29 protein-coding genes are annotated in these 23611 nt (G+C 69.4%); 13 read left to right on the forward strand and 16 right to left on the reverse strand.

What is annotated here, in order from left to right; translation table 11 throughout:
- Positions 1-176: 176 nt before the first annotated feature.
- Entirely contained in the window at positions 177-1148 is a 972-nt protein-coding gene (locus tag ACCO44_RS01715) for an arsenic resistance protein (protein WP_372468030.1), read from the forward strand.
- A 24-nt stretch (positions 1149-1172) separates the two neighbouring features.
- Here ACCO44_RS01715 and ACCO44_RS01720 read toward each other — a convergent pair whose 3' ends face one another.
- From ACCO44_RS01720 to arsB, 3 genes are read right to left on the reverse strand one after another with little or no spacing between them, the layout of a single operon-like run.
- The gene (locus ACCO44_RS01720) at positions 1173-1580 is read right to left on the reverse strand and encodes an arsenate reductase ArsC (protein WP_372468031.1); all 408 of its coding nucleotides are present in this window, start codon (positions 1578-1580) and stop codon (positions 1173-1175) included.
- Positions 1577-2596, reverse strand: a complete 1020-nt coding sequence (locus tag ACCO44_RS01725) for a metalloregulator ArsR/SmtB family transcription factor (protein WP_372468033.1) — start codon at positions 2594-2596, stop codon at positions 1577-1579. The genes ACCO44_RS01720 and ACCO44_RS01725 overlap by 4 nt, the downstream gene beginning before the upstream one ends.
- Positions 2593-3600, reverse strand: coding sequence for an ACR3 family arsenite efflux transporter (gene arsB / locus ACCO44_RS01730; RefSeq protein ID WP_372469436.1), 1008 nt, complete (start codon positions 3598-3600; stop codon positions 2593-2595). Before arsB ends, ACCO44_RS01725 begins: the two co-directional genes overlap by 4 nt.
- A 304-nt stretch (positions 3601-3904) precedes the next feature.
- Between arsB and nhaA the strand changes: the two genes are divergently transcribed.
- On the forward strand, positions 3905-5212 hold the full coding sequence (gene nhaA / locus ACCO44_RS01735; protein WP_372468034.1) for a Na+/H+ antiporter NhaA: 1308 nt from the start codon (positions 3905-3907) through the stop codon (positions 5210-5212).
- A gap of 45 nt (positions 5213-5257) precedes the next feature.
- On the opposite strand, the gene ACCO44_RS01740 is transcribed toward nhaA, so the two are convergent.
- On the reverse strand, positions 5258-6559 hold the full coding sequence (locus ACCO44_RS01740) for an NAD(P)-binding domain-containing protein (protein WP_372468035.1): 1302 nt from the start codon (positions 6557-6559) through the stop codon (positions 5258-5260).
- Positions 6560-6642: 83 nt separating this feature from the next.
- On the opposite strand from ACCO44_RS01740, the gene ACCO44_RS01745 reads away from it, so the two are divergent.
- A complete protein-coding gene (locus ACCO44_RS01745; RefSeq protein WP_167633803.1) occupies positions 6643-6996 on the forward strand; it encodes a helix-turn-helix transcriptional regulator in 354 nt (117 codons plus the stop codon).
- 37 nt (positions 6997-7033) lie between these two features.
- Here the strand turns inward: ACCO44_RS01745 and ACCO44_RS01750 are convergent, their stop codons facing one another.
- Positions 7034-7477 (reverse strand): hypothetical protein, encoded by a 444-nt coding sequence (locus ACCO44_RS01750; protein WP_372468036.1) that lies wholly within the window; start codon positions 7475-7477, stop codon positions 7034-7036.
- 58 nt (positions 7478-7535) lie between these two features.
- Positions 7536-8342 (reverse strand): NAD(P)H-dependent oxidoreductase, encoded by an 807-nt coding sequence (locus tag ACCO44_RS01755; RefSeq protein WP_372468038.1) that lies wholly within the window; start codon positions 8340-8342, stop codon positions 7536-7538.
- Positions 8343-8441: 99 nt separating this feature from the next.
- Here ACCO44_RS01755 and ACCO44_RS01760 point away from each other — a divergent pair, with 99 nt between their 5' ends.
- Complete coding sequence (locus ACCO44_RS01760) at positions 8442-9032, forward strand: TetR/AcrR family transcriptional regulator (protein WP_372468040.1); 591 nt, start codon at positions 8442-8444, stop codon at positions 9030-9032.
- Between the two features lie 75 nt (positions 9033-9107).
- On the opposite strand, the gene ACCO44_RS01765 is transcribed toward ACCO44_RS01760, so the two are convergent.
- The 3 genes from ACCO44_RS01765 to ACCO44_RS01775 are packed head-to-tail and all read right to left on the reverse strand — an operon-like array spanning position 9108 to position 11416.
- Complete coding sequence (locus ACCO44_RS01765) at positions 9108-10346, reverse strand: RNA polymerase sigma factor (protein WP_372468042.1); 1239 nt, start codon at positions 10344-10346, stop codon at positions 9108-9110.
- Entirely contained in the window at positions 10343-10711 is a 369-nt protein-coding gene (locus ACCO44_RS01770) for a YciI family protein (RefSeq protein WP_372468044.1), read from the reverse strand. The genes ACCO44_RS01765 and ACCO44_RS01770 overlap by 4 nt, the downstream gene beginning before the upstream one ends.
- Before the next feature lie 33 nt (positions 10712-10744).
- Positions 10745-11416: a DUF998 domain-containing protein gene (locus tag ACCO44_RS01775; protein ID WP_051662425.1), complete on the reverse strand. Its 672-nt coding sequence runs from the start codon at positions 11414-11416 to the stop codon at positions 10745-10747.
- Positions 11417-11620: 204 nt separating this feature from the next.
- Here ACCO44_RS01775 and ACCO44_RS01780 point away from each other — a divergent pair, with 204 nt between their 5' ends.
- From ACCO44_RS01780 to ACCO44_RS01790, 3 genes are read left to right on the forward strand one after another with little or no spacing between them, the layout of a single operon-like run.
- Positions 11621-12100: a hypothetical protein gene (locus ACCO44_RS01780; RefSeq protein WP_029264055.1), complete on the forward strand. Its 480-nt coding sequence runs from the start codon at positions 11621-11623 to the stop codon at positions 12098-12100.
- Between the two features lie 33 nt (positions 12101-12133).
- Positions 12134-12979 (forward strand): alpha/beta fold hydrolase, encoded by an 846-nt coding sequence (locus tag ACCO44_RS01785; RefSeq protein ID WP_372468047.1) that lies wholly within the window; start codon positions 12134-12136, stop codon positions 12977-12979.
- 28 nt (positions 12980-13007) lie between these two features.
- The gene (locus ACCO44_RS01790) at positions 13008-13295 is read left to right on the forward strand and encodes an ArsR/SmtB family transcription factor (protein WP_372468049.1); all 288 of its coding nucleotides are present in this window, start codon (positions 13008-13010) and stop codon (positions 13293-13295) included.
- Positions 13296-13449: 154 nt separating this feature from the next.
- Here the strand turns inward: ACCO44_RS01790 and ACCO44_RS01795 are convergent, their stop codons facing one another.
- Positions 13450-14028, reverse strand: a complete 579-nt coding sequence (locus tag ACCO44_RS01795) for a PadR family transcriptional regulator (protein WP_372468051.1) — start codon at positions 14026-14028, stop codon at positions 13450-13452.
- Between the two features lie 113 nt (positions 14029-14141).
- On the opposite strand from ACCO44_RS01795, the gene ACCO44_RS01800 reads away from it, so the two are divergent.
- From ACCO44_RS01800 to ACCO44_RS01820, 5 genes are all read left to right on the forward strand, one after another.
- Positions 14142-14810, forward strand: coding sequence for an NAD(P)-dependent oxidoreductase (locus ACCO44_RS01800; RefSeq protein WP_136025665.1), 669 nt, complete (start codon positions 14142-14144; stop codon positions 14808-14810).
- Positions 14807-15208, forward strand: a complete 402-nt coding sequence (locus ACCO44_RS01805) for a hypothetical protein (protein ID WP_372468054.1) — start codon at positions 14807-14809, stop codon at positions 15206-15208. Before ACCO44_RS01800 ends, ACCO44_RS01805 begins: the two co-directional genes overlap by 4 nt.
- A 116-nt stretch (positions 15209-15324) precedes the next feature.
- A complete protein-coding gene (locus ACCO44_RS01810; RefSeq protein WP_372468056.1) occupies positions 15325-15714 on the forward strand; it encodes an ArsR/SmtB family transcription factor in 390 nt (129 codons plus the stop codon).
- Position 15715: 1 nt separating this feature from the next.
- Positions 15716-16693 (forward strand): SRPBCC domain-containing protein, encoded by a 978-nt coding sequence (locus ACCO44_RS01815; protein WP_372468058.1) that lies wholly within the window; start codon positions 15716-15718, stop codon positions 16691-16693.
- Positions 16694-16859: 166 nt separating this feature from the next.
- On the forward strand, positions 16860-18212 hold the full coding sequence (locus ACCO44_RS01820) for an FAD-dependent oxidoreductase (protein ID WP_372468060.1): 1353 nt from the start codon (positions 16860-16862) through the stop codon (positions 18210-18212).
- Between the two features lie 66 nt (positions 18213-18278).
- Here ACCO44_RS01820 and ACCO44_RS01825 read toward each other — a convergent pair whose 3' ends face one another.
- The 6 genes from ACCO44_RS01825 to ACCO44_RS01850 form a co-directional block, all read right to left on the reverse strand.
- Positions 18279-19016 (reverse strand): Pr6Pr family membrane protein, encoded by a 738-nt coding sequence (locus tag ACCO44_RS01825; RefSeq protein WP_372468062.1) that lies wholly within the window; start codon positions 19014-19016, stop codon positions 18279-18281.
- Positions 19017-19142: 126 nt separating this feature from the next.
- Positions 19143-19532, reverse strand: coding sequence for a DoxX family membrane protein (locus ACCO44_RS01830; protein WP_046746984.1), 390 nt, complete (start codon positions 19530-19532; stop codon positions 19143-19145).
- 29 nt (positions 19533-19561) lie between these two features.
- Positions 19562-20392, reverse strand: coding sequence for a ribonuclease H (locus ACCO44_RS01835; protein WP_372468064.1), 831 nt, complete (start codon positions 20390-20392; stop codon positions 19562-19564).
- Positions 20393-20494: 102 nt separating this feature from the next.
- Complete coding sequence (locus ACCO44_RS01840; protein ID WP_029264106.1) at positions 20495-20731, reverse strand: hypothetical protein; 237 nt, start codon at positions 20729-20731, stop codon at positions 20495-20497.
- A 79-nt stretch (positions 20732-20810) separates the two neighbouring features.
- The gene (locus ACCO44_RS01845) at positions 20811-21119 is read right to left on the reverse strand and encodes a protealysin inhibitor emfourin (RefSeq protein WP_372468066.1); all 309 of its coding nucleotides are present in this window, start codon (positions 21117-21119) and stop codon (positions 20811-20813) included.
- Entirely contained in the window at positions 21094-22164 is a 1071-nt protein-coding gene (locus ACCO44_RS01850; RefSeq protein ID WP_167633831.1) for a M4 family metallopeptidase, read from the reverse strand. Before ACCO44_RS01850 ends, ACCO44_RS01845 begins: the two co-directional genes overlap by 26 nt.
- 215 nt (positions 22165-22379) lie before the next feature.
- Between ACCO44_RS01850 and ACCO44_RS01855 the strand changes: the two genes are divergently transcribed.
- Complete coding sequence (locus ACCO44_RS01855; protein WP_372468067.1) at positions 22380-23600, forward strand: ABC transporter; 1221 nt, start codon at positions 22380-22382, stop codon at positions 23598-23600.
- Positions 23601-23611 lie beyond the last annotated feature (11 nt).

Below are 23611 nucleotides of genomic sequence, written 5' to 3' on the forward strand. Positions count from 1 at the left end.
TCCTTCTCTCCAGCCTACGCCTGAATATCGGTGATGGATTCACGTGAATGAATGTGGGACGGGGCCGCGAGGGCGCGGGTCAGAGTGCGGACGAGGTCACGGCGATCCGCGAGCGGGTCTGACCTTTCCCCGGCATCCGATTCGCGCGGCTCCCGATCGCCCGGCATGCTGGGGGCGTGAGCGTAATCGTCGCCTGGGGGGAGCGACACCAGATCGTCCTCTATCTCGCGGCGATCGTGATCGGTGTCGTCGTGGGCCTCCGGGCGCCCGCCGTCGCGCATCCGCTGGAGCTCGCCATCACCCCCGTCCTCGGGCTGCTGCTGTACGCGACGTTCCTCGGCGTCCCGTTCTCGTCGATCGGACGCGCATTCCGCGACGTCCGATTCCTCGCCGTGCTGCTGGTCGTGAACTTCGTGATCGTGCCCGTGATCGTGTTCGGCCTGTCCCGTTTCGTCGCCCACGATCAGGCGCTGCTGATCGGCGTGCTGCTCGTCCTGCTGACGCCGTGCGTCGACTACGTCATCGTGTTCACCGGGCTCGCCGGAGGGGCGAAGGAGCGGCTGCTCGCGGCTGCGCCGATCCTGATGCTGGGTCAGATGCTGCTGTTGCCCCTGTATCTGTGGCTCTTCGTCGGCCCCGAGTTGATCGACGTCGTCGACCTCGCCCCGTTCCTCGACGCGTTCCTCCTGCTGATCGTGCTGCCCCTCGCGGCTGCAGGCCTCACCCAGTACGCGGCGTCGCGCACGCGCGCGGGGCGAGCTCTGAGCGACGCGGCCCAGAGCGCGATGGTGCCGCTGATGATGCTCACGCTCACGGTCGTCGTCGCCTCGCAGATCTCCGGCGTCGGCCGGCAGCTCCCCGCACTGCTCGCGACGATTCCGCTCTATGTCGCCTTCGCCGTGATCATGATCCCCGTCGGCGTCGTCGCCGGCAGAACAGCGCGCCTCGACGTCGCCCGCACGCGCGCTGTTGTGTTCTCGGGCGCCACCCGCAACTCGCTGGTCGTGCTTCCGCTCGCCCTCGCGCTGCCGGCGACCTTTGCGCTTGCGCCGCTCGCCGTCGTGACGCAGACGCTCGTCGAGCTGATCGCCATGGTGGTCTTCGTGCGGCTCGTCCCGCGAGTCGTGCCGGTGCGGCAACGGCCGTGAAGCAGGGGGCCCGCGGTCCGACCCTCAGACCAGTTCGCTCACCAGCTGCTCGATGCGCGCGCGGATCTCGTCGCGGATCGGCCGGACCGCGTCGATGCCCTGGCCGGCCGGGTCGTCGAGCTTCCAGTCCTCGTAGCGCTTGCCGGGGAAGAACGGGCACGCGTCGCCGCAGCCCATGGTGATGACGACGTCGGAGGCCTGCACGGCCTCGGTGGTCAGCACCTTGGGCTGTTCGGCGGTGATGTCGATGCCGAGCTCGCCCATCGCCGCGACGGCGGTCGGGTTGATCTGATCGGCGGGCATCGAGCCGGCGGAGCGGACTTCGATGCGGTCGCCGGCGATGTCGCGGAGGAAACCTGCGGCCATCTGCGAGCGTCCGGCGTTGTGCACGCAGACGAAGAGGACGGAGGGCTTGGTGGTCGTGTCGGTCATGACTGCTCCTTCGGAGAGGTGTGGTCGGGGAGAAGGTCGTCGACGAGCGCGCGTACGCGCCCGGCGATGTCGTCGCGGATGGCCTCGACGCCTTCGCGCGAGGCGAGGGCGGGGTCGCCGACCGCCCAGTCGTCGTAGCGGACGCCGGGGATGACGGGACAGACGTCGCCGCAGCCCATCGTGATGACGACGTCGGCGGCGCGGACGGCGTCGTCGGTGAGCGGCTTCGGGAAGCGCTCGGCGGCCGCGTCGCCCTCGATCTCGGCGAGCAGCGAGCGGACGTGCGGGTGGATGACGTCGCCGGGTGCGGACCCCGCCGAGCGTGCGACGACCCTGCCTGCGGCGAGCTTGTTGACGAGCGCGGCGGCGAGCTGCGAACGCCCGGCGTTGGCGACGCAGACGAACAGCACCTGCGGCACGGACGCATCGCGGTCGCGGGTCAGGTCGGCGAGGCGCTGGCGGGCGAAGCGCTCGGTGAGCGGCACGAGCGACGACGTCACCCGGGCACTCCGCGCGAGTGCGGTGTACGACTCGCGGACGGTCGTGAGCACGACGTCGGGATCCAACTCGGGAACCTCTGCGGCGAGCTCCTCGGCGAGACGGGTCACCCGGGCGTCGAAGTCAGGCCGGCGCTGATCGTCTTCGGCGGAGGCGCTCCACGGTGCGACCGAGGCGGGTGCGAACGAATCGAGCAGCGCGGTGACGGCGCTGCGCCGCGTCGGGTTGATCCGATACCAGACCCAGGTTCCCCGGCGCTCCGAGGTGAGGACGTCGACGTCCTTCAGCACCTTGAGGTGGTGGGAGACCGTGGGCTGGGAGACGTCGGCGAGCTCGGCCAGGTCGCAGACGCACGACTCGCCGCGCGGGTCGGAGGCGATGGCGGACAGCATCCGCAGTCGCAGCGGATCCGACAGCGCCTTCAGCGTTGCTGCCACCGTCGAGGCTGCCTCCAACCCGATGGCGTGGGTGGCGACGGGGCTGCAGGTGTCAGCTGCGGTCGTCAGCGTGACGTTCATGACGGCATCCTCTCGGCGGTGAATGGATCGGTGTGGAACCAGCGGCGGGCTGCCCAGAGCGAGACGTAGACGAGTCCGACGAGAACAGGTACTTCGATGAGAGGACCGACGACCCCCGCGAGAGCCTGGCCGGATGTCGCGCCGAACGTGCCGATGGCGACGGCGATGGCGAGTTCGAAGTTGTTGCCGGCGGCGGTGAAGGCCAGCGTCGTCGAGCGGGCGTATCCGAGCCCCAGCGCCTTGCCGGTGAAGAGTCCGATGAACCACATGATCGCGAAGTACGCCAGCAGTGGCAGTGCGATCCGCGCGACGTCCCAGGGGCGGCTCGTGACCTGTTCGCCCTGCAGCGCGAACAGCAGCACGATGGTGAAGAGGAGGCCGTAGAGCGCCCAGGGGCCGATCTCCGGGAGGAAGCGGTCTTCGTACCAGTCGCGTCCCTTCGCGCGCTCGCCGAGGAATCGGGAGGCGAATCCGGCGACGAGGGGTATGCCGAGGAAGATCAGCACGTTCAGCGCGATCTGGCCGATCGAGATGTCCAAGCCCTGCGAGTCCAGTCCGAGCCAGCCGGGGAGCACGGTCAGGTAGAACCAGCCGAGGAGTGAGAACGCGACGACCTGGAACACCGAGTTGATGGCGACGAGCACGGCCGCCGCCTCACGATCGCCGCAGGCGAGGTCGTTCCAGATGACGACCATGGCGATGCAGCGGGCGAGTCCGACGATGATGAGACCGGTGCGGTACTCGGGCAGGTCGGGGAGGAGCGCCCAGGCGAGGACGAACATCAGCGCCGGGCCGACGAGCCAGTTGAGCATCAGAGAGGAGACGAGCAGCTTCTTGTCGCCGGTGACGGCGGCGACCCTGTCGTAGCGGACCTTCGCGAGCACCGGGTACATCATCACCAGCAGACCGAGGGCGATGGGGATCGAGATGCCACCGACCTCGAGGCGGGCGAGCAGGTCGGAGACGCCGGGGATGAAGCGGCCGATGAGAATGCCGCCGACCATGGCGAGGCCGATCCACAGCGGTAGCCACCGGTCGAGGGTGGACAGGCGGCGCGTGGCCGGCGTGGTGGTGACGGGTGCGGTCGCGGTGCTCACGAGGGGCCTTGATTCGACATGTGTCTATATTGACACCCGTCTATATCAGATTCAATTCTACGCAGCAGTATTCACCCGTTCGTCACCTTCGGAGCGAACGGTGTCGGCGACCACTCCCAGGGGAGGCGGAGAGCGGTCCGGCTAAACTGGGAAGCGGAGTGTCGGGAAGCCTGGTCGACGAATGCCCGCTCGTCGACCCGAAAGCTCCCTCATGGACAAGCCTTCCTCGCGTCTCGCCAGAGTCCGCTCCGTCTTCCCCTCCGCCTCGCGCGCTGAGTCGCGCCGCATCGGCGCGATCCTCCGCAAGGAGGCCGTCGGGGGAATCCTCCTCGTCGCGCTCGCGGCGATCGCCCTGTTGTGGGCGAACTCGCCCTGGGCGGAGTCGTACTTCGCGCTGCGGGACTTCGAGATCGGATACGAGCCCTGGCACCTGCGGCTGAGTCTCGGCGCCTGGGCCGCAGACGGGCTGCTCGCCATCTTCTTCTTCCTCGTCGGCCTCGAACTCAAGCGGGAGTTCGTCGCCGGGGACCTGCGCAAGTTCAGCACGGCCGTCGTCCCGATCGTGGCGGCCGTGGGTGGCGTGATCGTCCCCGCCGTGATCTACCTGGCTGTGGTGGCCGGGTCCGCCGAGGAATCCCACGGGTGGGCGATCCCGACCGCGACCGACATCGCTTTCGCCGTGGCCGTGCTCGCCCTCATCGGATCGCACCTCCCGAGCGCACTGCGGATCTTCCTGCTCACCCTGGCCGTCGTCGACGACCTCATCGCCATCGGCATCATCGCGTTGTTCTACACGGAGACGATCGAGATCCTGCCGCTGGTGCTCGCGTTCATCGCGATCGCGGTGTACGGCGTGATCGCGCAGCGGTACCGCGACTTCTTCCATCTGCGCCCGACCGCCGCGTGGCTGATCCTGCTGCCCATCGGCGTGGTCGCCTGGGCTCTCGTCCATGCCTCGGGCATCCACGCCACGATCGCCGGTGTGCTGCTCGGCTTCATGATCCCCGTGCTCCACAAGAAGGCCGACCGCGGACCGGATGCCGGTCCCGGGCTCGCCGAGGTCTTCGAGCATCGGTTCCGCCCGCTGTCGGCCGGTTTCGCGGTGCCTGTCTTCGCGTTCTTCTCGGCGGGTGTGGCGATCGGCGGCGGGGAGGGATTCGTGTCGGCTTTCGCAGACCCCGTGGTGGTCGGCATCGTCCTCGCCCTGGTGATCGGGAAGCCGCTCGGCATCACCGCGGCGACCTGGATCATCACCAGGATCCGTCGCATCAACCTCGACCCGTCCCTGAGATGGATCGACATCATCGGCGTCGGCCTCCTCGCCGGCATCGGATTCACGGTGTCGCTTCTGGTCGCTGAGCTGAGCTTCGCCGTCACGAGCGAGCACCACGACCATGCCAAGGTCGCCATCCTGACCGCTTCCGTCATCGCGGCCGTCGGAGCATCCGTGCTCCTCGGGGCCCGCAATCGCCGCTACCGACGGCTCGCGGGTTCTGACGACGAGGTGAAGGGCAGCTGAGGTGTACGAGAAGGAGCGGGCGAGCGGCTCCTCAGGAAGCGCCGATCAGCCCACGGCGACCGGGCGCGCGCCGATCTGCAGCGTCGCCGGAGCAGCGCAGCAGCTGCCGGCCGAGTCGTCGAATCCGCCGGCTCCGCCGCACACGCCGGTGTCGGGCAGGCTCAGCTCGTTGCGGCCCGCGGCCTCGTGATCGCCCACGAGGTGCGCGGCGACGCTGCGGACCTGCTCGTATCCGGTCAGGGCGAGGAAGGTCGGGGCGCGCCCGTACGACTTCGCGCCGACGATGAAGAAACCGAGCTCGGGCTGGGCGAGCTCCCTCGCCCCTGTCGCGCCCACGGAGCCGCAGGAGTGGATGTTCGGGTCGATCTCGGAGGCGATGCCCGCGACCGCTTCGAGTGCGGTGTCGAGGTCGATCCGCAGCTCTCGCAGCATGCCGGTGTCCGGGCGGAAGCCGGTGAGGGCGAACACGTGTCCGACGTCGGTGACCTCCCGGCCGTCTTCCGCGACGATCGTCAGCCCGTCGCCGCCTTGCCGGAACTCGGCGACGCGGAACCCTGTCACCAACTCCACGACCCCCTCGTCGATGACCTTCCGGGCGCGGGAGCCGAGTGCGGCGCGCTCGGGAAGCTCGTCCCCGATCCCGCCACCGAAGACGTTGGCGGCGCTTCCTCGGCGCAGCAGCCAGGTCACGCGCGTTCCCGGAGCGCGTCGTGCGAGCTCACTCAGGCGCAGCACGGCGTGCGTGGCGGAGTGCCCGGCTCCGACGACGACCACATGTCGATCCGAGAGCTCTGACACGTCGGCCGGGATGCGGTACGAGATCCGGTCCGACGCTGCGGCCTCGCCGACTGCCGGGAATCCGTCCGCCCCCGCAGGGTTCGGAAGATCCCAGGTGCCGCTCGCGTCGACGACGGCGCGGGCGAGGAGGCGGGCTTCGCGCCCCTCCCCATCGACGGTGTGCACCACGAAGGGCTGGCTCTTGCGTCCCCCGTCGACGACCTTGTCCCGCCCCTGCCGGGCGACGCCGGTCACGGTCGTCGCGTAGCGGACCCGCTCGCCCAGAGCATCCGCGAGCGGTGCCAGGTAGTCGCGAATCCACTCCGCGCCGGTCGGATAGCCCTTCGCCGGTGCCGTCCACCCCGTGGGCGCGAGCAGGCGGCGAGCAGCAGCGTCGGTGAGTTCCGGCCATGCCGAGAACAGGCGCACGTGCCCCCACTCGGAGACGGCGGACGCGGGGCCGTTCCCGCCCTCGACGACGATCACGTTCTCGTCGCGTTCGACGAGGTGCGCGGCTGCGGCGAGACCCTGCGGGCCTGCTCCGATGACGACGACGGGAAGCTCGGACATCACATCTCCTCAGATCGAGAATCTTCAATATGACGACTGTCGTCGATCTATCGAAGTTTGTCAATACGTGGGATGATGGACTCATGAGCCTGCCGACGACCATCGAAGCGACCGCCTGCTGTGTGCCGCGTGTCACGGCCGCGCCGACGGTCGAGGATGCGGAGCGCGTCGCGCGGGTCTTCAAGGCGCTCGGCGATCCGACGCGCGTCCGGCTGCTGTCCCTCATCGCTGCCGGTGCCGGCGGCGAGGCCTGCATCTGCGACCTGACCGAGCCCGTCGGCCTCTCGCAGGGCACGGTCTCCCACCACATGAAGCTCCTGGCGGACGCCGGCCTCGTCACCCGCGAGCAGCGCGGCAAGTGGGCGTACTTCTCGCTCAACGCCGACACGATGGATGCCGCCGCCGACGCGCTGCGGGTGGCGGCGCCCCGGTCGTAGAACCTGAGCTCTCCGGGGTCTCCGCCTGCCGGCCGGGCTATCGAGCTCTCGCCGTGATCAGCGAGCTGGGGATGTGCCCGGCGGCGAGCACCGCCGCGGCAATCGCCACCCAGGGGTTCTCCAGCCACGCCGCGCCGGCGAGGAACGCGGCGACGGGGAGCAGCGCCATCGGCACCGGCACGCCCCAGGCGGGGCCGAAGAGCGCCTCAAGGCGACGCCCGGTGACGAGGAATCGCACCCACAACGCCCAGTACGCGAGCACGAGCACGGCGACGAGCGGGAACCACCACCACCCCACGGAGGCGCCCACCGTGATGGCGGGAACCGTCACGCAGAGCGCCTGCCCCGCACGTTCCAGCACCGTCAGCGGACGAGGCACCGCGCCGGTCGGCAACGCAGGACGGGGCGGAAACCAGATGAGTGACAGGCTCGGAGCGAAGATGGCGAGGCTGAGCGCGAGACCCAGCACCGAGAAGCCCATACCCGCGAGCGTATCGCTCGAGGAATCCGACCCCGCCCGCGCCGAACGGCGTACTCTCCTAGCGGGTGCCGTTCGCGACGCCCGCGCGGTCGATGCGGTGGATGTCGAGATCGGTTCGTCCGGGGAGGATGTCGGCGCGCAACGCTCGCGTGCCCCGATACTCACCGTCGCGCAGGGCGCGGTATGGCCGAGAGGGCACTTCGTCGTGGATGCCCGCGAGCCGGGTGGTCAGCCGGTCGCGTTCCGAAGCGACAGCCGCGGCATCGAGCGCGTCGGCGTCGTGGACGACGTGGAGATCGAGTGATTCGATCCCCGTGTACCAGAGCGTGCCGTGCGTGATCGGGAACAGCAGGGCATCGATGTCACCGCTGACGCCCCGGGATCCGATGCTCCGCGCATCCTCGCCCGCCGTCACGATGATGAGCGCGCGCTTGCCCTTCAGGCCGCCCTCGCCGTAGCGGAGCGGCAGCCCCGTCTCCGTGTCGACGCCGCCGTAGGCGAAGCCGTTGGTGAACACCCGATCGAACCAGCCTTTGAGGATCGCCGGTGCGCCGTACCACCAGAGCGGGAACTGGAACACGAGCAGTTCGGCGGCCTCCATCTTCCGCTGTTCGAGGCGCACGTCGTCGGGCACGAGCCCGCTCTCCTGGACCTCCCCCATCAGATCGACGATGTTCCCCTCGCGCCCGCCGACGTCGCGCTGCGCCAGCAACGGGTCGAACCCCTGGGCGTACAGATCCGAGGTCTGCACGTCGTAGCGCGGCGTGAGTGCCTCGACTCCTGCCTCGAACAGTTGCCGGTTCAGGGATCCCGACTGCGGGTGCGCGTAGACCCAGTGGGTGGTGGGCCGGAGGTCGGCGGTCATGTCTCTCCTCGGATCGTGGATGGTGCCGATGGCACGGGGTAGGATTGGTACCTACCAACCGTAACTTACTCATCGTAAGTATGGGTCGCGAGGGGCGAGATGACGAAGGCGAAAGCGGGCGCGCGACCGCGACTGTCGAAGGCCGACCGTCGCGCGCAGCTGCTGAGTGTCGCACGGGAGATGATCCGTGCCGAGGGCGCAGACGCGCTGACCCTCGGCACGCTCGCAGACCGAGCGGGCATCACGAAGCCCGTCGTCTACGAGCACTTCGGTGACCGATCGGGGCTTTTCGCCGCGTTGTACCGACAGTTCGACGAGCGCCAGGACGCCTCGCTCGAGACCGCGCTGGCGAGCGCCCGCCCCGACGTCGAAGGAGTCGTGGAGGTCATCGCCACGAGCTACGTCGCCTGCGCCCGTGCCGAGGGCGTGGAGGTGGCGGGAGTCGTCGCCGCCCTCCACGGCACGCCCGTGCTCGCGCGGATACGGCAGGAGTCGGTGGGGGCGTACGTCGAGCGCTGCCGCGCCGCCCTCGCCCGCGTGGTCGGTGCCGAGAGCATCGATCCGATCGCCCTGGAGGCCGCGTTCGCCTCGGCGGATGTGCTCGCGAGCGCGGTGCTCGCCTCGCGCATCGACGAGGCTGACGCGCACGAGACGCTCGTGCGGATCCTCCTCGCCTCGATCAGGGAGTGAGCCGAGGGGCGTTCCGATCGCAACGCGACTCCGAGATCCGATGTCGGATTCCGGCCGGAACGCACGACGGACGTATCACTCGCCGAATGCCTTTCGGGAGAGGTATCGGGATTCGGGTTCGTTCGTCGTCATGTCGGCCGCAGCGAGGAAGTCCTCTCTCGCCGCAGTCGGGTCCCCCTCCGCTTCGCGGAGATGTGCGCGGATCGCGTGGGCACGGTGTCGGGTCAAGGGATGTTGGAGCAGTCCGTGCTCGCGATCCAGTTCCTCGAGCAGGGCGGTGGCGCGCGCGGGCCCGAAAGCGTGCGCCACGGCGACGACTCGTGCGAGCCGGACGGGTCCGCTGGGTTCGACCTGCTCGAGCGCCAGGTACAGAGCCGCGATCTGTGCCCAGTCGGTCTGCTCGGCGACGGGAGCGGAGGCATGGACGGCGGCGATCGCGGCCTGCAGCCGGTAGGTTCCCACGTTCCCCTGGGACCACGCGGCACGGATGAGGTCGGATCCCTCTCGGATGGACTCCAGATCCCATCGAGCGCGGTCCTGGTCACGCAAGGGGATGAGGTCGCCATTCGAGGTGGAGCGCGTCGCGCGTCGCGAATCGATCAGCAGCATGAGCGCGAGAAGTCCGGTCGATTCCGGGTCATCAGGAACGAGGGCGTGGAGGAGTCGCGCGAGTCTGATCGCCTCGCCGGTCAGGTCGGTCCGGGTGAGCTCGGTTCCGGTGGTCACCGTGTATCCCTCGTTGAATATCAGGTACAGAACCCGCATCACCGCGGACAGGCGGCCGGAGAGATCGTCATCGGCCGCGAACTCGAAGCGGGCGCCGCTCTTGCGGATCTGCTGCTTCGCGCGGCTGATCCGCACGGCCATCGTCTGCTCGGTCACTCCATAGGCATGCGCGATCTCCGCGGTGGTCAACCCGCCCACAGCGCGCAGCGTCAAGGCGATGCGGGAGGCGGACGACAGGGCGGGGTGACAGCACAGCAACAGCAGGTTCAGGCTGTCGTCGTGGTCGGCCGGGGCGGCGTGCGAGAAGGACGCGTGCGGTTCGGAGGCCACGTACTGCTCTTCGCGGCGGCGGTCGGCCGATTCGGCGCGCAGCGCGTCGACCATGCGGCGGTAGGCGACGCGGATCAGCCATGACCGGGGCTGATCGGGGAGGGCGTCTCGGCGCCACTGCTGGCTTGCGGCGAGCAGTGCGTCCTGCGTGGCTTCCTCGGCGATGTCGAAGTGACCGAAGCGGCGAACCAGCGCCCCGAGGACCTGCGGCGCTTCCATGCGCAGCAGGTCCTCGATCGCATCAGGTCGAGCCGTCACGCGAAGTCGTCACCCATGATGGGACGGATCTCCATCGGTTCGCCGAGCATCTCGACCATCCGTGCGACGATGTCCTTCGCGCGCTCCACGCTGGACACATCGATGACAGCGAACGACGCAAGGACCTCCTTCAGCTCGACGAACGGACCGTCGGTCATCACGATCGTTCCGTCGACCTTGCGCACGGTCGTCGACACGGCGGGGTGTCCGAGCCCTTCGGTGCTGACGAACTCCCCGGTCGCGCGCAGTTCCGCTTCGAACTCCTGATACGCAGCGAATGCAGCGAGCGCATCCTCGGTGGGGGCATCCGCGGTGGCGGCGTCCCAACTGCTGCTCGGCGTGTAGCCGAGAATGAGGAACTTCACGGTCTCATCTCCTTGAGTCGGCGAGTGTCCAGGCTAGCGAGACACACGCGGTGACTTCAGCAGGGAGATGGCCGTCGCGGTGCACCATCCGAAGGCGAAGAGCCCCGTGATCGCCACCTGGATGCTGGCGATGTCGGGAGCGACGGGAGCGAGGAGCGCGATCGCGACGATGCCGCTCCCGATCGCTGCGACCGCACGCCGCTCGCGGACGGCGCGGATGAGCGCGATGACGGCCGCCACGGCCAGGGCAGTGAAAGCGACGATCGCCGCCGCCATGTGGATGACAGCGTGCCAGGTGGGTTCGGCCGCGGGGCCGTCGGCCACGCCGAGCGGAAAACCGTTCGCGGGGTCCTGCGGGAAGAGGCCGGCGGCGATGAAGCCTGCCCCGCTGATGGTGATGAGGACCGGAATGGCGGCGCGGCCGAGCCCGTCGGTCACGACCCGCCGGTGACCGACCGCCAGGCAGATCAGGCCCAGTCCGACCAGGACGAAGGTGAGGATCTGGATCCAGCCGAGGTCTCCCGTGGAGAGTTGGCTGAGGGGGTGGATGCGGATGTCGAATCCGGGGCGCGTGAGCATCTGCACGAGTGCGGACAGATAGAACAGCGGTCCCGCGAATGCGCCCGCGAGCAGCAAGGGGCGGGTCGAACGAGGGAGTGCGCTGATCTCCCTGTGCGCGAGGCGTGGTGCTGAGTTCGTGGTCACTGTGAGCTCCTCTTCTGGGTCGAGTGTTTCTGCACTGATACCTCGGAGCCGCGCGACGAATCTTGACATCGTGCGGTCGCGACGTGTGAGGGGGCGCCCGGCGGATCGCTTCCGACGGATTCGCGCGCAGATGTCAATCCGCAGCGTTCGGCTCCGAGGTATCTGCAAGAGCGGCCCGCCGGGCTGCACGAGAAAGGACACCTCATGAACGAGAACACGCTGGAGAACGTCACCGCCGAGCAGATCGACGGTTACGGCCTCGGTGAGCAGCCCACGCCCAGCAGCGCCGTCACGGCGCTCGACAGGCTCGTCGGGGAATGGACGGTGACGGGTGGCGCCGAGGGAGTCGTGCGGTACGAGTGGATGGGCGGACGGTTCTTCCTGCTCCAGCACGTCGAGCTGGAGCAGTTCGGTCAGGCCATCACCGGCATCGAGGTCATCGGTCAGCTCCGCCCGTTCGGCGAGCCCGCCGGCACGGATGTCGCTTCCCGGTTCTACGACTCGATGGGCAACACTCTCGACTACGTCTACGAGCTGGAGGGAGACACGCTCACAATCTGGGCCGGAGCCAAGGGAAGCCCGGCCTCCTTCACCGGCACCTTCAGTGACGACGATCGTGTACTCGACGGCGCCTGGGTCTACCCGGGTGACGGCGGATACGCGTCCACGATGACTCGCCGCTGACACCACCCACTTCTCGAAGAGAGCGGAATCATCATGCCGAAGAAGAACTCTTCTCCCGATCCCTCCCTGCACCAGGTCGTGTCCGCGGATGGCACGGAGATCTCGTATGAGCGCCACGGAGACGGGCCGGTCGTCATCCTCGTCGCGCAGGCGCTGTCCGACCTCCGCGACAACCGTCGCCTCGCGGCCCTGCTCGCCGCGAGCCACACGGTCGTGAACTATGACCGTCGAGGGCGCGGCGACAGCGGGGACGTCGGCTCCTGGCGCATCGCTCGCGAGATCGCGGATATCGAGGCGCTCATCGATGCGCACGGAGGCAGGGCTGCTCTCTTCGGAGCGTCATCCGGCGCGATCCTCGCGGTGGACACCGCGGCGGCTCTTCCCGAGAAGGTCGCGGGCGTCATCGCCTTCGAGCCCCCGGTGATCGTGGACGATCGACGCGCACCCGTCCCCCGTGACCTCGCCGACCACCTTCAGCAGCTGGTCGACGAGGGGCGGGGGGCGGACGCGGTTCGCGAGTTCCACCGTGTCGCCCTCGGTGCACCCTCCTTCATGATCCACGCCATGCGACTCATGATCGGCCCGTGGCGGACCATGGTCGCGATGGCCCAGACGGCCGTCTATGACACGCGCCTCTGCGCAGGGTTGCAGGACGGAACGCCTCTCACCGGCGACCGGTGGAGCGGGCTCCGGGCGCCCTCTCTCGTGCTCCTCGGAAGCAAGAGTGCGCCGTTCATGGACAGCGGGACGCGAGAGCTGTCGACGCTGATTGGAGCCCGACACGCGACGATCGAGGGCGCACATCACGCGACGCCGATGATGAAACCGGTCGCGCTGATGCCTTCGATCGTGCCCTTTCTCGGCGAGGTCCTCCCGTGATCTCGACGGCCGCGGAATCCCGCCATTCGTGATTCCCGACGAACTCGGTCGCAGCGAGGCGGACCGGGTCTTCCGAGCCCTGGGAGACGCCACTCGGCGCGACATCCTCGCCCGCACGCTCGTCGAGGGGCAGTCCGTGACCGAGCTCGCGCGTCACTATGACATGGGTTTCGCGGCCGTGCAGAAGCACGTCGCGGTGCTCGAGCGTGCGGGACTCATCGTCAAGTGCGCGCGCGGGCGGGAGCGGCTCGTGCGCGCAGATCCGGAGATGATCCGGCGGGCGTCTCGGCTGCTTCGCGCTTTCGACGGCAAGTAAGAGTGCGCCAAGCCGCACCTCTGATGCGCCGCAGAGTCATTCCCGGGCTGACGGCGAACGCGGCGATGTTCGCAACCATGATCAGGCGGACGTTCGTCCGGATCTGTGCAATAGATCGCGTCGAAACGGGAGGCTGAGAGGGGCGCGCGGGCGGCTAAGTGACCGGGTCGCTCGGTGCTTCGTCGTTCGCCATCACGTAGGCACCGGACTCGAGTCGGGCGATGAGGCCCTCCGTCCAGGCGATGGCGCTGTCCGCCGAGTGCGCCCAGAACTGGATCGCCTCGACGTGGTGGCCCCAGTCTTCGTCCGGGTGGTTCTCGTATTCGCGGACCACCCGCGCGCGCCGCGCCCGGAATGTCTCGATGCGGAGCCGGAGCAGTTCGACGGCTCGGTCGCGAGTGAGGGTGGTGATGAATCCGATTCCTGCCATCGTCTCGGCGATGTCGCGGCCGTCCGAGGAGAGTGCGCGTTCGAGCAGGGTGACGAACTCCGTGCGCCCCGCGCTCGTCACCGTGTACTCCACGCGCGCGGGGCCAACGGTGCCGTGGCCGGAGTCGGTTCTGTCGATCAGCCCATCGTCCGCCAGGCGACGTAGCGCGTGATACACGGATCCCTGGCCGATGTTGCCCCAGAGGTCGACCTGCCAGGATTCCAGGTCTTTGCGTACCTGGTAGCCGTGCGCGCTTCCGCGTTCGATGATCGCGCCAAGGATCAGCAGTCGCGTCGCTGACACAGCATCCTTCCTTCCGTCGTTCCTGTCGTTGACGTCACTCTACCGTGCTAGTACAGTTGTACTAGCTGAGGTCATGCTCAGTGTTCAAGTCGTTCGAGGCGAGGGATGTGTACATGCACGTCGTGGTTGCAGGCGCGTCCGGCAGAACCGGACGATTCGTCGTCGAGCAGGCCCTTGCCGCCGGTCATCGAGTGACCGCGATCGTGCGCGACTCCGGCCCCTACGACCGGCCGCCGGGCGTCGTCGTGCAGCGGGCTGAGGTGGTGACCGATGCGGAGCTGACGTTGCCGGCCGACGCCGACGCCGTGATCTCGACGCTGGGCAAGCGTTCGAATCAGGATCCCGCGCCCGTGTGCGCGGCAGGCACGGCGAACCTGGTCGACGCCATGCGGCGCCACGGCGTGCGACGCCTGGTCGTCACCTCGGCGGTGCCGGTGCTCACTTCGGGTGCGGGCGAGCCATGGTGGTTCCGCCACGTGGTGCGCCCGCTCGTCCGCCGCAGTGCACCTCGCATCTACGACGACCTCGAGGCGATGGAGCAGATCGTCCGCGGCGGCGGACCTTCCGTCGACTGGACGATCGTGCGGCCCGGTTATCTGATCGACACGGAGGCGACCGACTATCAGCTCGTCCCTGAGGCGAACGGGTCCACGAGCGTGTGCCGCGCCGATCTGGCCAGTGCTCTGGTGGCTGCCGCCACCGATCCATCAGCGATCGGCCGGTCGTACGGACTCAGGCGAGGTCGGAGCCCGCAGCGCATGACAGCGCGGGTAGCGACGTGAGCCGCAACACCCGACCGCGCCGCGTCAGCTGGCTCCGGGTCGGTTTCCTCGCGGACGGCGTCTTCAAGCTGCTCGTCGCGTCGATATACGTCGTGTTGCTCCAGGTGATGACCGATTTCCTGGATGCGCCGCCCTGGCTGCTCGTCGCTACGGCGGCGCTCGTGGCCACCAGCGGTATCGCCGAGATCACCTTCGCGCTCCGGAGCGGCGCCGGTTCGCACACCCGCTACCTCGTCGCCTACGACAGTGGATGGGTCATCGTCACCTTCATCGCGGCGCTTCTGGCGTTCAACGATGTCCTCGGTGCGGGCACGTTCTGGCTCGCCTACCAGTTGCTCGCCTCGCCGCTCGTCGCTGCGGTGTTCGCCTTCGGTGCCCGGCGCGCCCAGACTGACTGACCTTCGCCTGCGCCACTCGCGGCGGACATGTGTCCTCGCACACCATCTCGACAAGAAGAGGACAAGAAGAACCGACCCCTTGACATCCCCTCCGCGCAGGCATAACGTACAACCAAATGGTTGCACAAAGAGAACTGAGCGAAGCGGAGGTCGACCGTGTCTTCCACGCACTGGCGACGTCGACCCGGCGCGACATCCTGCGCCGGACGATCGAGCGGGAGCAGTCGGTCTCGACCCTCGCCTCCGAATACGAGATGTCGTTCGCCGCGGTGCAGAAGCACGTCGCCGTGCTCGAGGCCGCGAACCTCATCGTCAAGCGCGCCGAGGGACGCGAGCGGCTCGTCCGCGCGAACCCCGAGATGATCGCCCGCGCCAGGGCGCTCCTCGCCCGATACGAAGAGCTGTGGCGGTCGCGCATCGCCCGACTCGACGACCTGCTGGCCGAGACGCCTCGGTCCGGCTCATCCGACAACACCGACACCCGCAAGAACGAGCAAGGAGACTGAAATGCCTGTCACCGACGTCACCACCGATGCCGACAACCTCACGATGACCGTGGTCGCCGACTTCGCCGCCCCCATCGAGCGCGTCTGGAGCGCCTACAGCGATCCGCGCCAGCTCGAGCGCTTCTGGGGCCCTCCCGGATGGCCGGCCACCTTCACCGCCTGGGACCACACCGTCGGCGGACGCGCGGTCTACTCGATGAACGGCCCGCGCGGCGAGAAGTCGTCCGGGTCGTGGGAGTTCCTCTCGATCGAGGCACCGAACTCCTTCGAAGTCATCGACTCCTTCGTCGACGAGTCCGGCAAGCCGCTCGAGGGCTTCCCCGCGCAGCGGATGTCGTTCTCGTTCGAGCCCACCGCCGAGGGCACCCGCATGGTCACGACCAGCCACTTCGACTCGGTCGATGCACTCGAGCAGGTCGTCGAGATGGGCCAGGTCGAGGGCATCAAGATGGCGATGGCACAGCTGGACGCCGTGCTGCAGGACCTCCGCGACTACGCGCAGGGCAAGGGAACGCGGGTCGAGCTGCTCGACGACACCCACGTGCGCATCACCCGTCTGGTCGAAGGGCCGCGTGAGCTGGTCTGGCGTGCGCACTTCGAGCCCGAGCTCATCCGCAAGTGGATGCTCGGCCCCGACGGCTGGGAGATGACGGAGTGCGTCGCCGCCACCGAGGTCGGCCAGTCGTACCGGAACTCGTGGGCGCCGGTCGGCGACACCGAGGGGGAGCCGTTCGGCTTCGAGGGGGAGGCGCTCCTGATCGACGCCCCGCGCCGCGCGGTCACCACCGAGCGGATGCAGGGCCTGCCGACCGAGACCCTCAACGACCTCAACCTGTATGAGGAGGACGGCGCGACCCTCGTCACGGTGCTCATCGAATACCCCGACAAGGAGACGCGCGACATGATCCTCGCCACCGGCATGGCCGACGGCATGGAGTCGTCGTTCGCTCGCCTGGAGCGGGAGCTGCTCGCCGTCTGACCGCGGCGTCACGTTCACAACTCCTCAAGAACCGGCCGGATCCCCGCGGATCCGGCCGGTTCTCGGCATTCGGCGCCTGTTTCTGAGGAGTTATGCCCGGGCTAACGGCCGCACCACCCCTCGCGCCGAGGCAGAACCGCCCGGCTCGGGATAAAGTGGCGACACGATGAGGATCACGCGCCGCACTCTGCTCCTCGGCGCCGGAGCCGGCGTCGCTTCGGTGCTTCTCGCCTCCTGCACCCCCGAACCCGCGCCCACGCCGACGCCCACGCGCACCCGTGAGCCCGAGCCTCCGCCCGGAGTTCCCGCGCCGGCCGGCAGCGTCCGCAGCACCTGGACCACCGACCCGTTCGCCCTCGGCGCCGTCAGCTTCACCCCGGTCGGGGTCGTCGCCGGCACCCGCACCGCGCTGGGTCTGCCCATCGACGACCGCGTGTTCTTCGCGGGCGAGGCGACCGATGAGGATGCTCCCGGCACGGTGCGCGGTGCCATCGCCTCTGGTGCGCGCGCCGCGGAGGAACTCATGATCCCGGGCAGCTCCGGCGAGCGGGTCGCCGTCGTCGGCGCCGGGCTCGCGGGCGCCACCGCTGCGGCACTGCTCGCCGAACGCGGCGTGCAGGTGACCGTGTTCGAGGCGCGCGACCGCGTGGGCGGACGCGTCCACTCGCAGGTCGACGACTCCTGGCCGGTTCCGGTGCAGCTCGGCGCCTGGCTCTTCGGCGATGACGACTCCGAGGTCCTCGACCAGCTGACGAGCGGCGATGTCGGCATCGAGGAGCTGACCGGCGAGCTCTGGCGCACACCGGATGGCGATACAGACCCGGTCGACCCGCAACCGTTCACCGCGGCTATGACCACGGCGCAGGCGGCTCCCGAAGACTCCTCGGTCGCCGACGCCCTCACCGCGGCAGGCGTGGATCCCGCCGACCCCGCGACCGCCGCACTGCTCGCGATTCTCGCCACCCGCACCGGAGCCGATGCCGACGAGCTCTCCAGCTGGCTCGCCCCGCCTCTGCCGACCGGCGAGCCGAAGGCAGCCCGCGACGATCTCACTCCGTTCGTGGAGCACGCACTCGACGGCGTGCAGGTCGGACTGAGTTCCCCGGTCGCGCGCATCGCGTACGACGACTCCGGCGTCAGCGTGCGCCTCGGCACCGGTGAGGCCCTGTCGTTCGACCGGGTCGTCGTGACGGTGCCGCTCGGTGTGCTCCAGAAGCGCAGCATCGAGTTCGAGCCTGCGCTCCCGTTCTCGCAGCGGGGTGCGATCGCCGCTCTCGGCACGGGTGCGATCGAGACCGTCTGGCTGCGGTGGGACGAGCCGTTCTGGCAGAACGAGGAGTCGATCTGGCACGCCGTGGGAGCCGATGTGCTGATCCCGACCTGGATCAACCTGCAGCCGACGACCGGAGAGAATGTGCTCGTGGGCCTCGTCGGCGGCACCGCTGCCGCGGACTTCGCCGCGCTCGACGAGAAGGCGGCCCTCGAAGCGGCCCTCGCCTCGCTCACGCTCTGGGTCTGACCGCGCTCCCCGTCGGAGCCGCTTCCACCGACGCCGTTCCGTCCGGCACCACGAAGTCCGACGCGTCTAGCTCCGCGCGGTCGCCGTCTCCCGCGCGGATTCCTCCGGCACCTGCTCGCCCTCGACCGCGGGCGGCCGGTCCGGAGCATCGGCCTCGTCGTCGGCATCCGTCCGCAGTCGTCTCGGCAGCGGCATGCGGCTGATGAGCACGAGCACGGTCGAGACCACGGCGAAACTGCCGAGCGCGATCGCCGCCGACGCGAGGAACTCGATCGGCCCGCTCACCTGCCGCGGGTCGAGGAAGTAGTAGGGGTACCAGCCGATCATCGGCCCACGGATCATCGTCGCGACCCCCCAGAGCACCGGGTAGGCGAGGGACACCGGGACCACCCGCCACGGCACCGATCGGTGGCCGGGCGCCAGGGCCCATGCCGCCACCGTCAGCGCCGGCAGCCAGAAGTGCAACACCTGATCCGACCACGGCACATCGATGCGGATACCGCGGATGCCGGCCTGCCAGACGAGGATCGCGAACACCAGTCCGGCGGTGATCGTCCAGGTCAGCACGAGTGCCAGTGCCACCGTGAGCCACCGCGGATCCCGCGCCGCGCGCAGAGCGATCACCCCCGCGATCGTGAGCAGCACGACGAACGCGATGTTGGACTGGTTGGTCAAGTAAGCGAAGAAGTTCTGGCTCGCGATCGTGTGCGACGCGAGCCCCCAGCTCAGCCGGTGGATGAGCGCCACGAGGCAGACGGCGGCAGCGCCGAGGCGGAGCAGGCCGAAGGCGGTACGCGCCTTCACCGCTGCGTCACCCGCCTTTTCCTCATCCGCCGAGTCTACGGATCGGACCTCCGAGGTTCCGTCGCGCCGCAGAGGGCGCCCGTCCCGACGGGTGTGGATCCGTGCTGATGATCCTGTGTCGGCGTGTCAGCGTCGGGGTTCGCGGGTCGACCACAGCGCCAGTGCGACGAGCACGGGCTGGAAGAACAGCCGGACGAAACGCTTCATGTCCGTGTCGAGGCCGAAGCCGTCACGGTGGTGCATCCACTGCGCCACGTTGCCGGGGAACACGGCGACGAAGAACAGTGCGGCGATCGTGCCGACCGTGCGCCGACGGCGTCGCGCCAGCAGCAGGGCAGAGCCGAGCGCGACCTCGGCCACGCCCGAGGCGAGCACGGTCGTATCGGGGTCGAGCGGTAGCGACTCGGGAACCTGGGCCTGGAACTCCTCACGAGCCACCGTGAGGTGGGAGACGCCCGCGAAGACGAGGGAGGCGCCGAGGAAGATGCGGCCGATGGTGCGGGCAGGAGTCGACATGGGGCGAGTTTACGCCTCGGCAGCCACGCTCAGATCAGGCGGCGGAGGGCTTCTTCGAGCGAGACGCCCTGTGCTTCGGCGCGGTCGCGCAGGCGGGCGTGCTCGTCGGAGGAGAGGGGGATCCGCAGCTCGATCGGGTCGTCGTCGGGGGAGTCCAGGCCGTCGAGCAGATCGGATGCTTCGGCCCAGAGCGGCTCCGCGAGCGAGGCGGCCGCGGCGGGAGAGGGGGCGGATGCTGCCGCTGCCGCGGTCGAGCGGGCGCGGTCCTCGGTCGTGACCGCACTCGCGCCCGCGGAACTCGTCCCGGCAGCCGCGGAACCGGCCGATGCGGCCGATGCGGACGGTGCGGATGCGGCGACGGACGCGGATCCGGATACGGCAGCGCCGGCATCCGTTCCCCTCGTAAAGCCCGGTCCTCGTCGCGGTTCCTGCTTCGCCTGGTACGCCTTGGCGGCGGCGTTCGCGCGTTCGTCGGCCGCTTCGTTGAGCGGGTGTCCGGCGTGCCCCTTGACCCACGAGAACTCGACGTCACGGCCACGGATCGCCTCGTCGATGCCCTCGAGCAGGTCGCGGTTGAGCACGGGTCCGCCGTCGGACTTGCGCCAGCCCTTGCGCTTCCAGCCCGGCATCCACTTGGTCACGGAGTCGATCACGTAGCGGCTGTCGCACTCGATCAGCAGCTTCTCGTCGGTGCCGGCGGTCGCGAGCAGCAGTTCGAGGACCGCGCGCAGCTCGCCCTGGTTGTTGGTGCCGTGCGGGGAACCGCCGGCAGCCCAGTTCGCGTCGTCGATGTACCAGGCCCAGCCGTTGGGGCCGGGGTTGCCCAGGGCGGAGCCGTCTGCGGCGGCGGTGATCGTCATCCCTCAACCGTAGCCGCGCGGCCCGTCGTCGATTCGCACCGGGGTCGCAGTGAATCGATGGTTGCCCTGCGTCGCGGTGGCGCAACTGCGACGTGGTGCAGGTCAGTCCTCTTCAGCCTCGGGCTCGCCGTTCTCGGCCGCGACGGCCTCGGGGGCGGGAGGTGCGACCGGGAACAGGACCGAGCTCAGGTCGCCGCTGGTCTCCGCGCCGAGTCCGATCGAGAGCGGGTCGACGACGGGCGCCGTGTCGAGCACGTCCGCCTCCGTGCGCTCGAGCGGCTCAGAGGGCAGCACCCACTGGTTCTCTTGTTCTTCCGGCTTCTGCTGGAACAGTCCCATGGTCTCCATTGTGAACCTGCCCGGCGGCGACGGGGCCGGATTCACACCGGATTGATCGGGAGCCGGAGCGGATGCGGGTTCAGCGCCTGGCGGCCGTGCGCACCGCTTCGACGAGGGTGCGCCAGGGGCCGTCGAGAGCGGAGTCGGGCACGTCGCGTTCCCGGCGCTCGGAGGGTGTGCGGGCCCGGATGCTCCAGACGTACCGGTCGGCGCCGGTGCCGGCATCCACCTCCTCGTCCCACGGGCAGCCGTCGATGAGGTCGATCCACTCCCCGGCGTCGTCGGGCTCGGCTTCCACCCGCCACTGACGACGGATGCCCGCGATACCGCCGGTGCGCACCACCGCGATCACGACGTGCGTGTCAGTCGGTGGAGGGGACTCGCTCATCTTCATAGACTCCCACGGCACTCCAGGCGCGTCGAGCCGCTTCGGCCGTGGCATCGTCGAGCGCGGTGGCGGCGGCGACCGTGGCGTCGGCGAACTCCGTGAAGGTCGCCGTGCTCGACAGGCCCCCGGTGAGAGCCCGATACCAGACGGTGCCCGCCCGCTCCCAGGCGTTGCCGCCGAGGTCGGTCGCGAACAGGGCGAAGGCGCGGTTGGGGATGCCGGAGTTGATGTGCACCCCGCCGTTGTCTTCGGTCGTGCGCACGAAGCCGCTCATGTGGTCGGGCTGCGGGTCTTTGCCGAGCTCGTCGTCGTCGTAGGCGGTGCCGGGCGCGATCATCGAGCGCAGCGCCGCACCCTCGACGGCGTCGGTGAAGATCTCGGCGCCGATGAGCCAGGTCGCCTGGTCGGCGGTCTGGCCGAGGGCGTACTGCTCGGTCAGCGCGCCGAACACGTCGGCGATGGACTCGTTCAGCGCCCCGGGCTGCCCCTGGTATTCGAGGTTCGCGGTGTGCTGCACGACGCCGTGCGCGAGCTCGTGGCCGATGACGGTGAGCGATCCCGTGAACCCCTGGAACACCTCGCCGTCGCCGTCGCCGAACACCATGCGCTCGCCGTCCCAGAACGCGTTGTCGTAGTCGACGCCGTAGTGCACGGTCGCGTCCAGCGGGGCTCCGGCGTCGTCGAGGGAGTTGCGCTGGAACGCGGCCAGCAGCATCTCGAACGTGGCGCCGAGCCCGTCGAACGCCTCGTTGACCGCGGTGTCTTCCACCGGGCCGTCGTCTTCGCCGCGCACCACGGCTCCGGGTAGCTGCTGCGTGTTGCCGGCATCGCTGATCGTGCGGTTGGGAGCATCCGAAAGCTGGGCGACGAGGTCGCCGTTCTCGTCGATCGACAGGTCGATGCGCGCGCGGAAGGGCGGACGACCCGACGTGAGCGTCTGCCGCGCGGCGGCTGCGGCCTTGGGGAAACGCCCCGACTCGGCCAGGCGCGCGAGCAGATAGGAGGGGACCACTCCATGACTTTCTCCGGATGCTGTGCTGCTCATGTTGCGACCCTACGCCGGGGCGCTGACGTTCGGGCTGACTGTCCGTGGGCATGACGCGAAATGAAGGAGATCGCGCGCTTCGAAGGCGCCATCCGCCTCACAGCTCCTTCGTTCCGTGTTTTCTCCTCCATTCCGTGCGCCTCGGCCTCGCGGCGGCGGGCTGAGATGCCACCCGGCTTGATAACGAGAATCGTTCTCAATAGGGTGAGAGCGTCATGAACCCACCTCCCCGCCGAACCGCATCCGTCGCCGCCACGCTCACGCTGTCGCTCGCGTTCACCGCCTGTGCCCCGGCCGCCGCGCCCACGCCCGCCGCACCGGCCGCGACCGCTTCCGACGCGCACGGCATCGACGCGGGTGGCGCGGCCGAGGTCGCCTCCCCGGCCCGCGCGCTCGTGATCGCCGACGGGCGGGGCAAGCTCACGCTCCTCGACCTCGCCACCGAAGAGCGCTCGACCCTCGCGCCAGGCCGCAGCGGCATCGCCGGTCTCTTCGGGGACGGCCGTCTCGTCTACCGCGCGCACGACGCGGAGGGTGGTACCGCGGTCGAGGTGTTCGACTCCGCGCGCTGGACCGTGCCGCACGGCGATCACACGCACTCCTTCCGTGGCGCCCCGCAGACACTCGGAACCCTCGAGGGCGAGGGAGACGTCACGGTGGTCGCCGGTGAACAGCGGGCGACCGTCGCCTTCGCGGGCGGGGAACTGGTCCTGCTCGCCCACGACGCACTCGGCGAGGGGCTCGATGCCGCCCCGCGTGTGACCGTCGATGCCACCGGCCCCGTCGCCCCACTCGCCGGACACCTGCTCGTACCGACCGCGGGGGCCACGATCGAGCTGCTCGACCCCGCCGGCGACCGCGTCCCGGGTGTGGCAGTCCCGTGCACCGACCCCTCTGACGCCGACCTCACCCGCGTCGGCGCCGTCTTCTCCTGCGCCGAGGGGGCCGTGCTCTTCACCCGCGAGGTCGGCGGCACCATCGCCGCCGAGACCATCCCGTACCCCGTGAACGCCACCCCGACGAGCAGCCTCTCCGGCCGCGCCGACCGCCCCGACCTCGCCGGAGTCGCGGGCGAGCAGGGGGCGTGGCTGCTGGACGTGCGACAGCGGCAGTGGATGCTGCTGCCCTCCGATGTGCCGCTGTTGCAGGCCGCCGCGCTCGGTGACGACGACAGTCGCACGGTCGTGATCGATGCCGACGGTCGCGTGCGGGTGCTCGCCGCGGACGGCGCGGTGTTGGCCCGCACGGAACCGCTGCTGGCGGCATCCGTCGCCGACCCCGCCCTGCGCGACCGCGTGCAGCTGCTCGTCGACGCCCGGCACGCCTACGTGATCGATCCGGCGACCGGCGTCGTGCACGAGATCGACCACGGCGACGGCACCGTCACTCGGACCTTCACCGACCTCGACCCCTGGTTCGTGCAGCAGGTCGGCTGAGCCCTCGACGA

Origin of the sequence: Microbacterium maritypicum (assembly GCF_041529975.1) — a bacterium.
Lineage (GTDB): Bacteria > Actinomycetota > Actinomycetes > Actinomycetales > Microbacteriaceae > Microbacterium.

What these genes read in the sequence shown, in the direction of transcription:
- ACCO44_RS01820 (WP_372468060.1), top strand. Translation starts at nt 16,860, where the DNA reads ATGAGGATCACGCGCCGCACTCTGCTCCTCGGCGCCGGAGCCGGCGTC.
- ACCO44_RS01830 (WP_046746984.1), bottom strand. Translation starts at nt 19,532, where the DNA reads ATGTCGACTCCTGCCCGCACCATCGGCCGCATCTTCCTCGGCGCCTCC.
- ACCO44_RS01755 (WP_372468038.1), bottom strand. Translation starts at nt 8,342, where the DNA reads ATGACCGCCGACCTCCGGCCCACCACCCACTGGGTCTACGCGCACCCG.
- ACCO44_RS01835 (WP_372468064.1), bottom strand. Translation starts at nt 20,392, where the DNA reads ATGACGATCACCGCCGCCGCAGACGGCTCCGCCCTGGGCAACCCCGGC.
- ACCO44_RS01720 (WP_372468031.1), bottom strand. Translation starts at nt 1,580, where the DNA reads ATGACCGACACGACCACCAAGCCCTCCGTCCTCTTCGTCTGCGTGCAC.
- ACCO44_RS01855 (WP_372468067.1), top strand. Translation starts at nt 22,380, where the DNA reads ATGAACCCACCTCCCCGCCGAACCGCATCCGTCGCCGCCACGCTCACG.
- ACCO44_RS01725 (WP_372468033.1), bottom strand. Translation starts at nt 2,596, where the DNA reads ATGAACGTCACGCTGACGACCGCAGCTGACACCTGCAGCCCCGTCGCC.
- ACCO44_RS01740 (WP_372468035.1), bottom strand. Translation starts at nt 6,559, where the DNA reads ATGTCCGAGCTTCCCGTCGTCGTCATCGGAGCAGGCCCGCAGGGTCTC.
- ACCO44_RS01750 (WP_372468036.1), bottom strand. Translation starts at nt 7,477, where the DNA reads ATGGGCTTCTCGGTGCTGGGTCTCGCGCTCAGCCTCGCCATCTTCGCT.
- nhaA (WP_372468034.1), top strand. Translation starts at nt 3,905, where the DNA reads ATGGACAAGCCTTCCTCGCGTCTCGCCAGAGTCCGCTCCGTCTTCCCC.
- ACCO44_RS01800 (WP_136025665.1), top strand. Translation starts at nt 14,142, where the DNA reads ATGCACGTCGTGGTTGCAGGCGCGTCCGGCAGAACCGGACGATTCGTC.
- ACCO44_RS01850 (WP_167633831.1), bottom strand. Translation starts at nt 22,164, where the DNA reads ATGAGCAGCACAGCATCCGGAGAAAGTCATGGAGTGGTCCCCTCCTAT.
- ACCO44_RS01815 (WP_372468058.1), top strand. Translation starts at nt 15,716, where the DNA reads ATGCCTGTCACCGACGTCACCACCGATGCCGACAACCTCACGATGACC.
- ACCO44_RS01785 (WP_372468047.1), top strand. Translation starts at nt 12,134, where the DNA reads ATGCCGAAGAAGAACTCTTCTCCCGATCCCTCCCTGCACCAGGTCGTG.
- ACCO44_RS01840 (WP_029264106.1), bottom strand. Translation starts at nt 20,731, where the DNA reads ATGGGACTGTTCCAGCAGAAGCCGGAAGAACAAGAGAACCAGTGGGTG.
- ACCO44_RS01810 (WP_372468056.1), top strand. Translation starts at nt 15,325, where the DNA reads ATGGTTGCACAAAGAGAACTGAGCGAAGCGGAGGTCGACCGTGTCTTC.
- ACCO44_RS01745 (WP_167633803.1), top strand. Translation starts at nt 6,643, where the DNA reads ATGAGCCTGCCGACGACCATCGAAGCGACCGCCTGCTGTGTGCCGCGT.
- ACCO44_RS01780 (WP_029264055.1), top strand. Translation starts at nt 11,621, where the DNA reads ATGAACGAGAACACGCTGGAGAACGTCACCGCCGAGCAGATCGACGGT.
- arsB (WP_372469436.1), bottom strand. Translation starts at nt 3,600, where the DNA reads ATGGTCGGCGGCATTCTCATCGGCCGCTTCATCCCCGGCGTCTCCGAC.
- ACCO44_RS01845 (WP_372468066.1), bottom strand. Translation starts at nt 21,119, where the DNA reads ATGAGCGAGTCCCCTCCACCGACTGACACGCACGTCGTGATCGCGGTG.
- ACCO44_RS01760 (WP_372468040.1), top strand. Translation starts at nt 8,442, where the DNA reads ATGACGAAGGCGAAAGCGGGCGCGCGACCGCGACTGTCGAAGGCCGAC.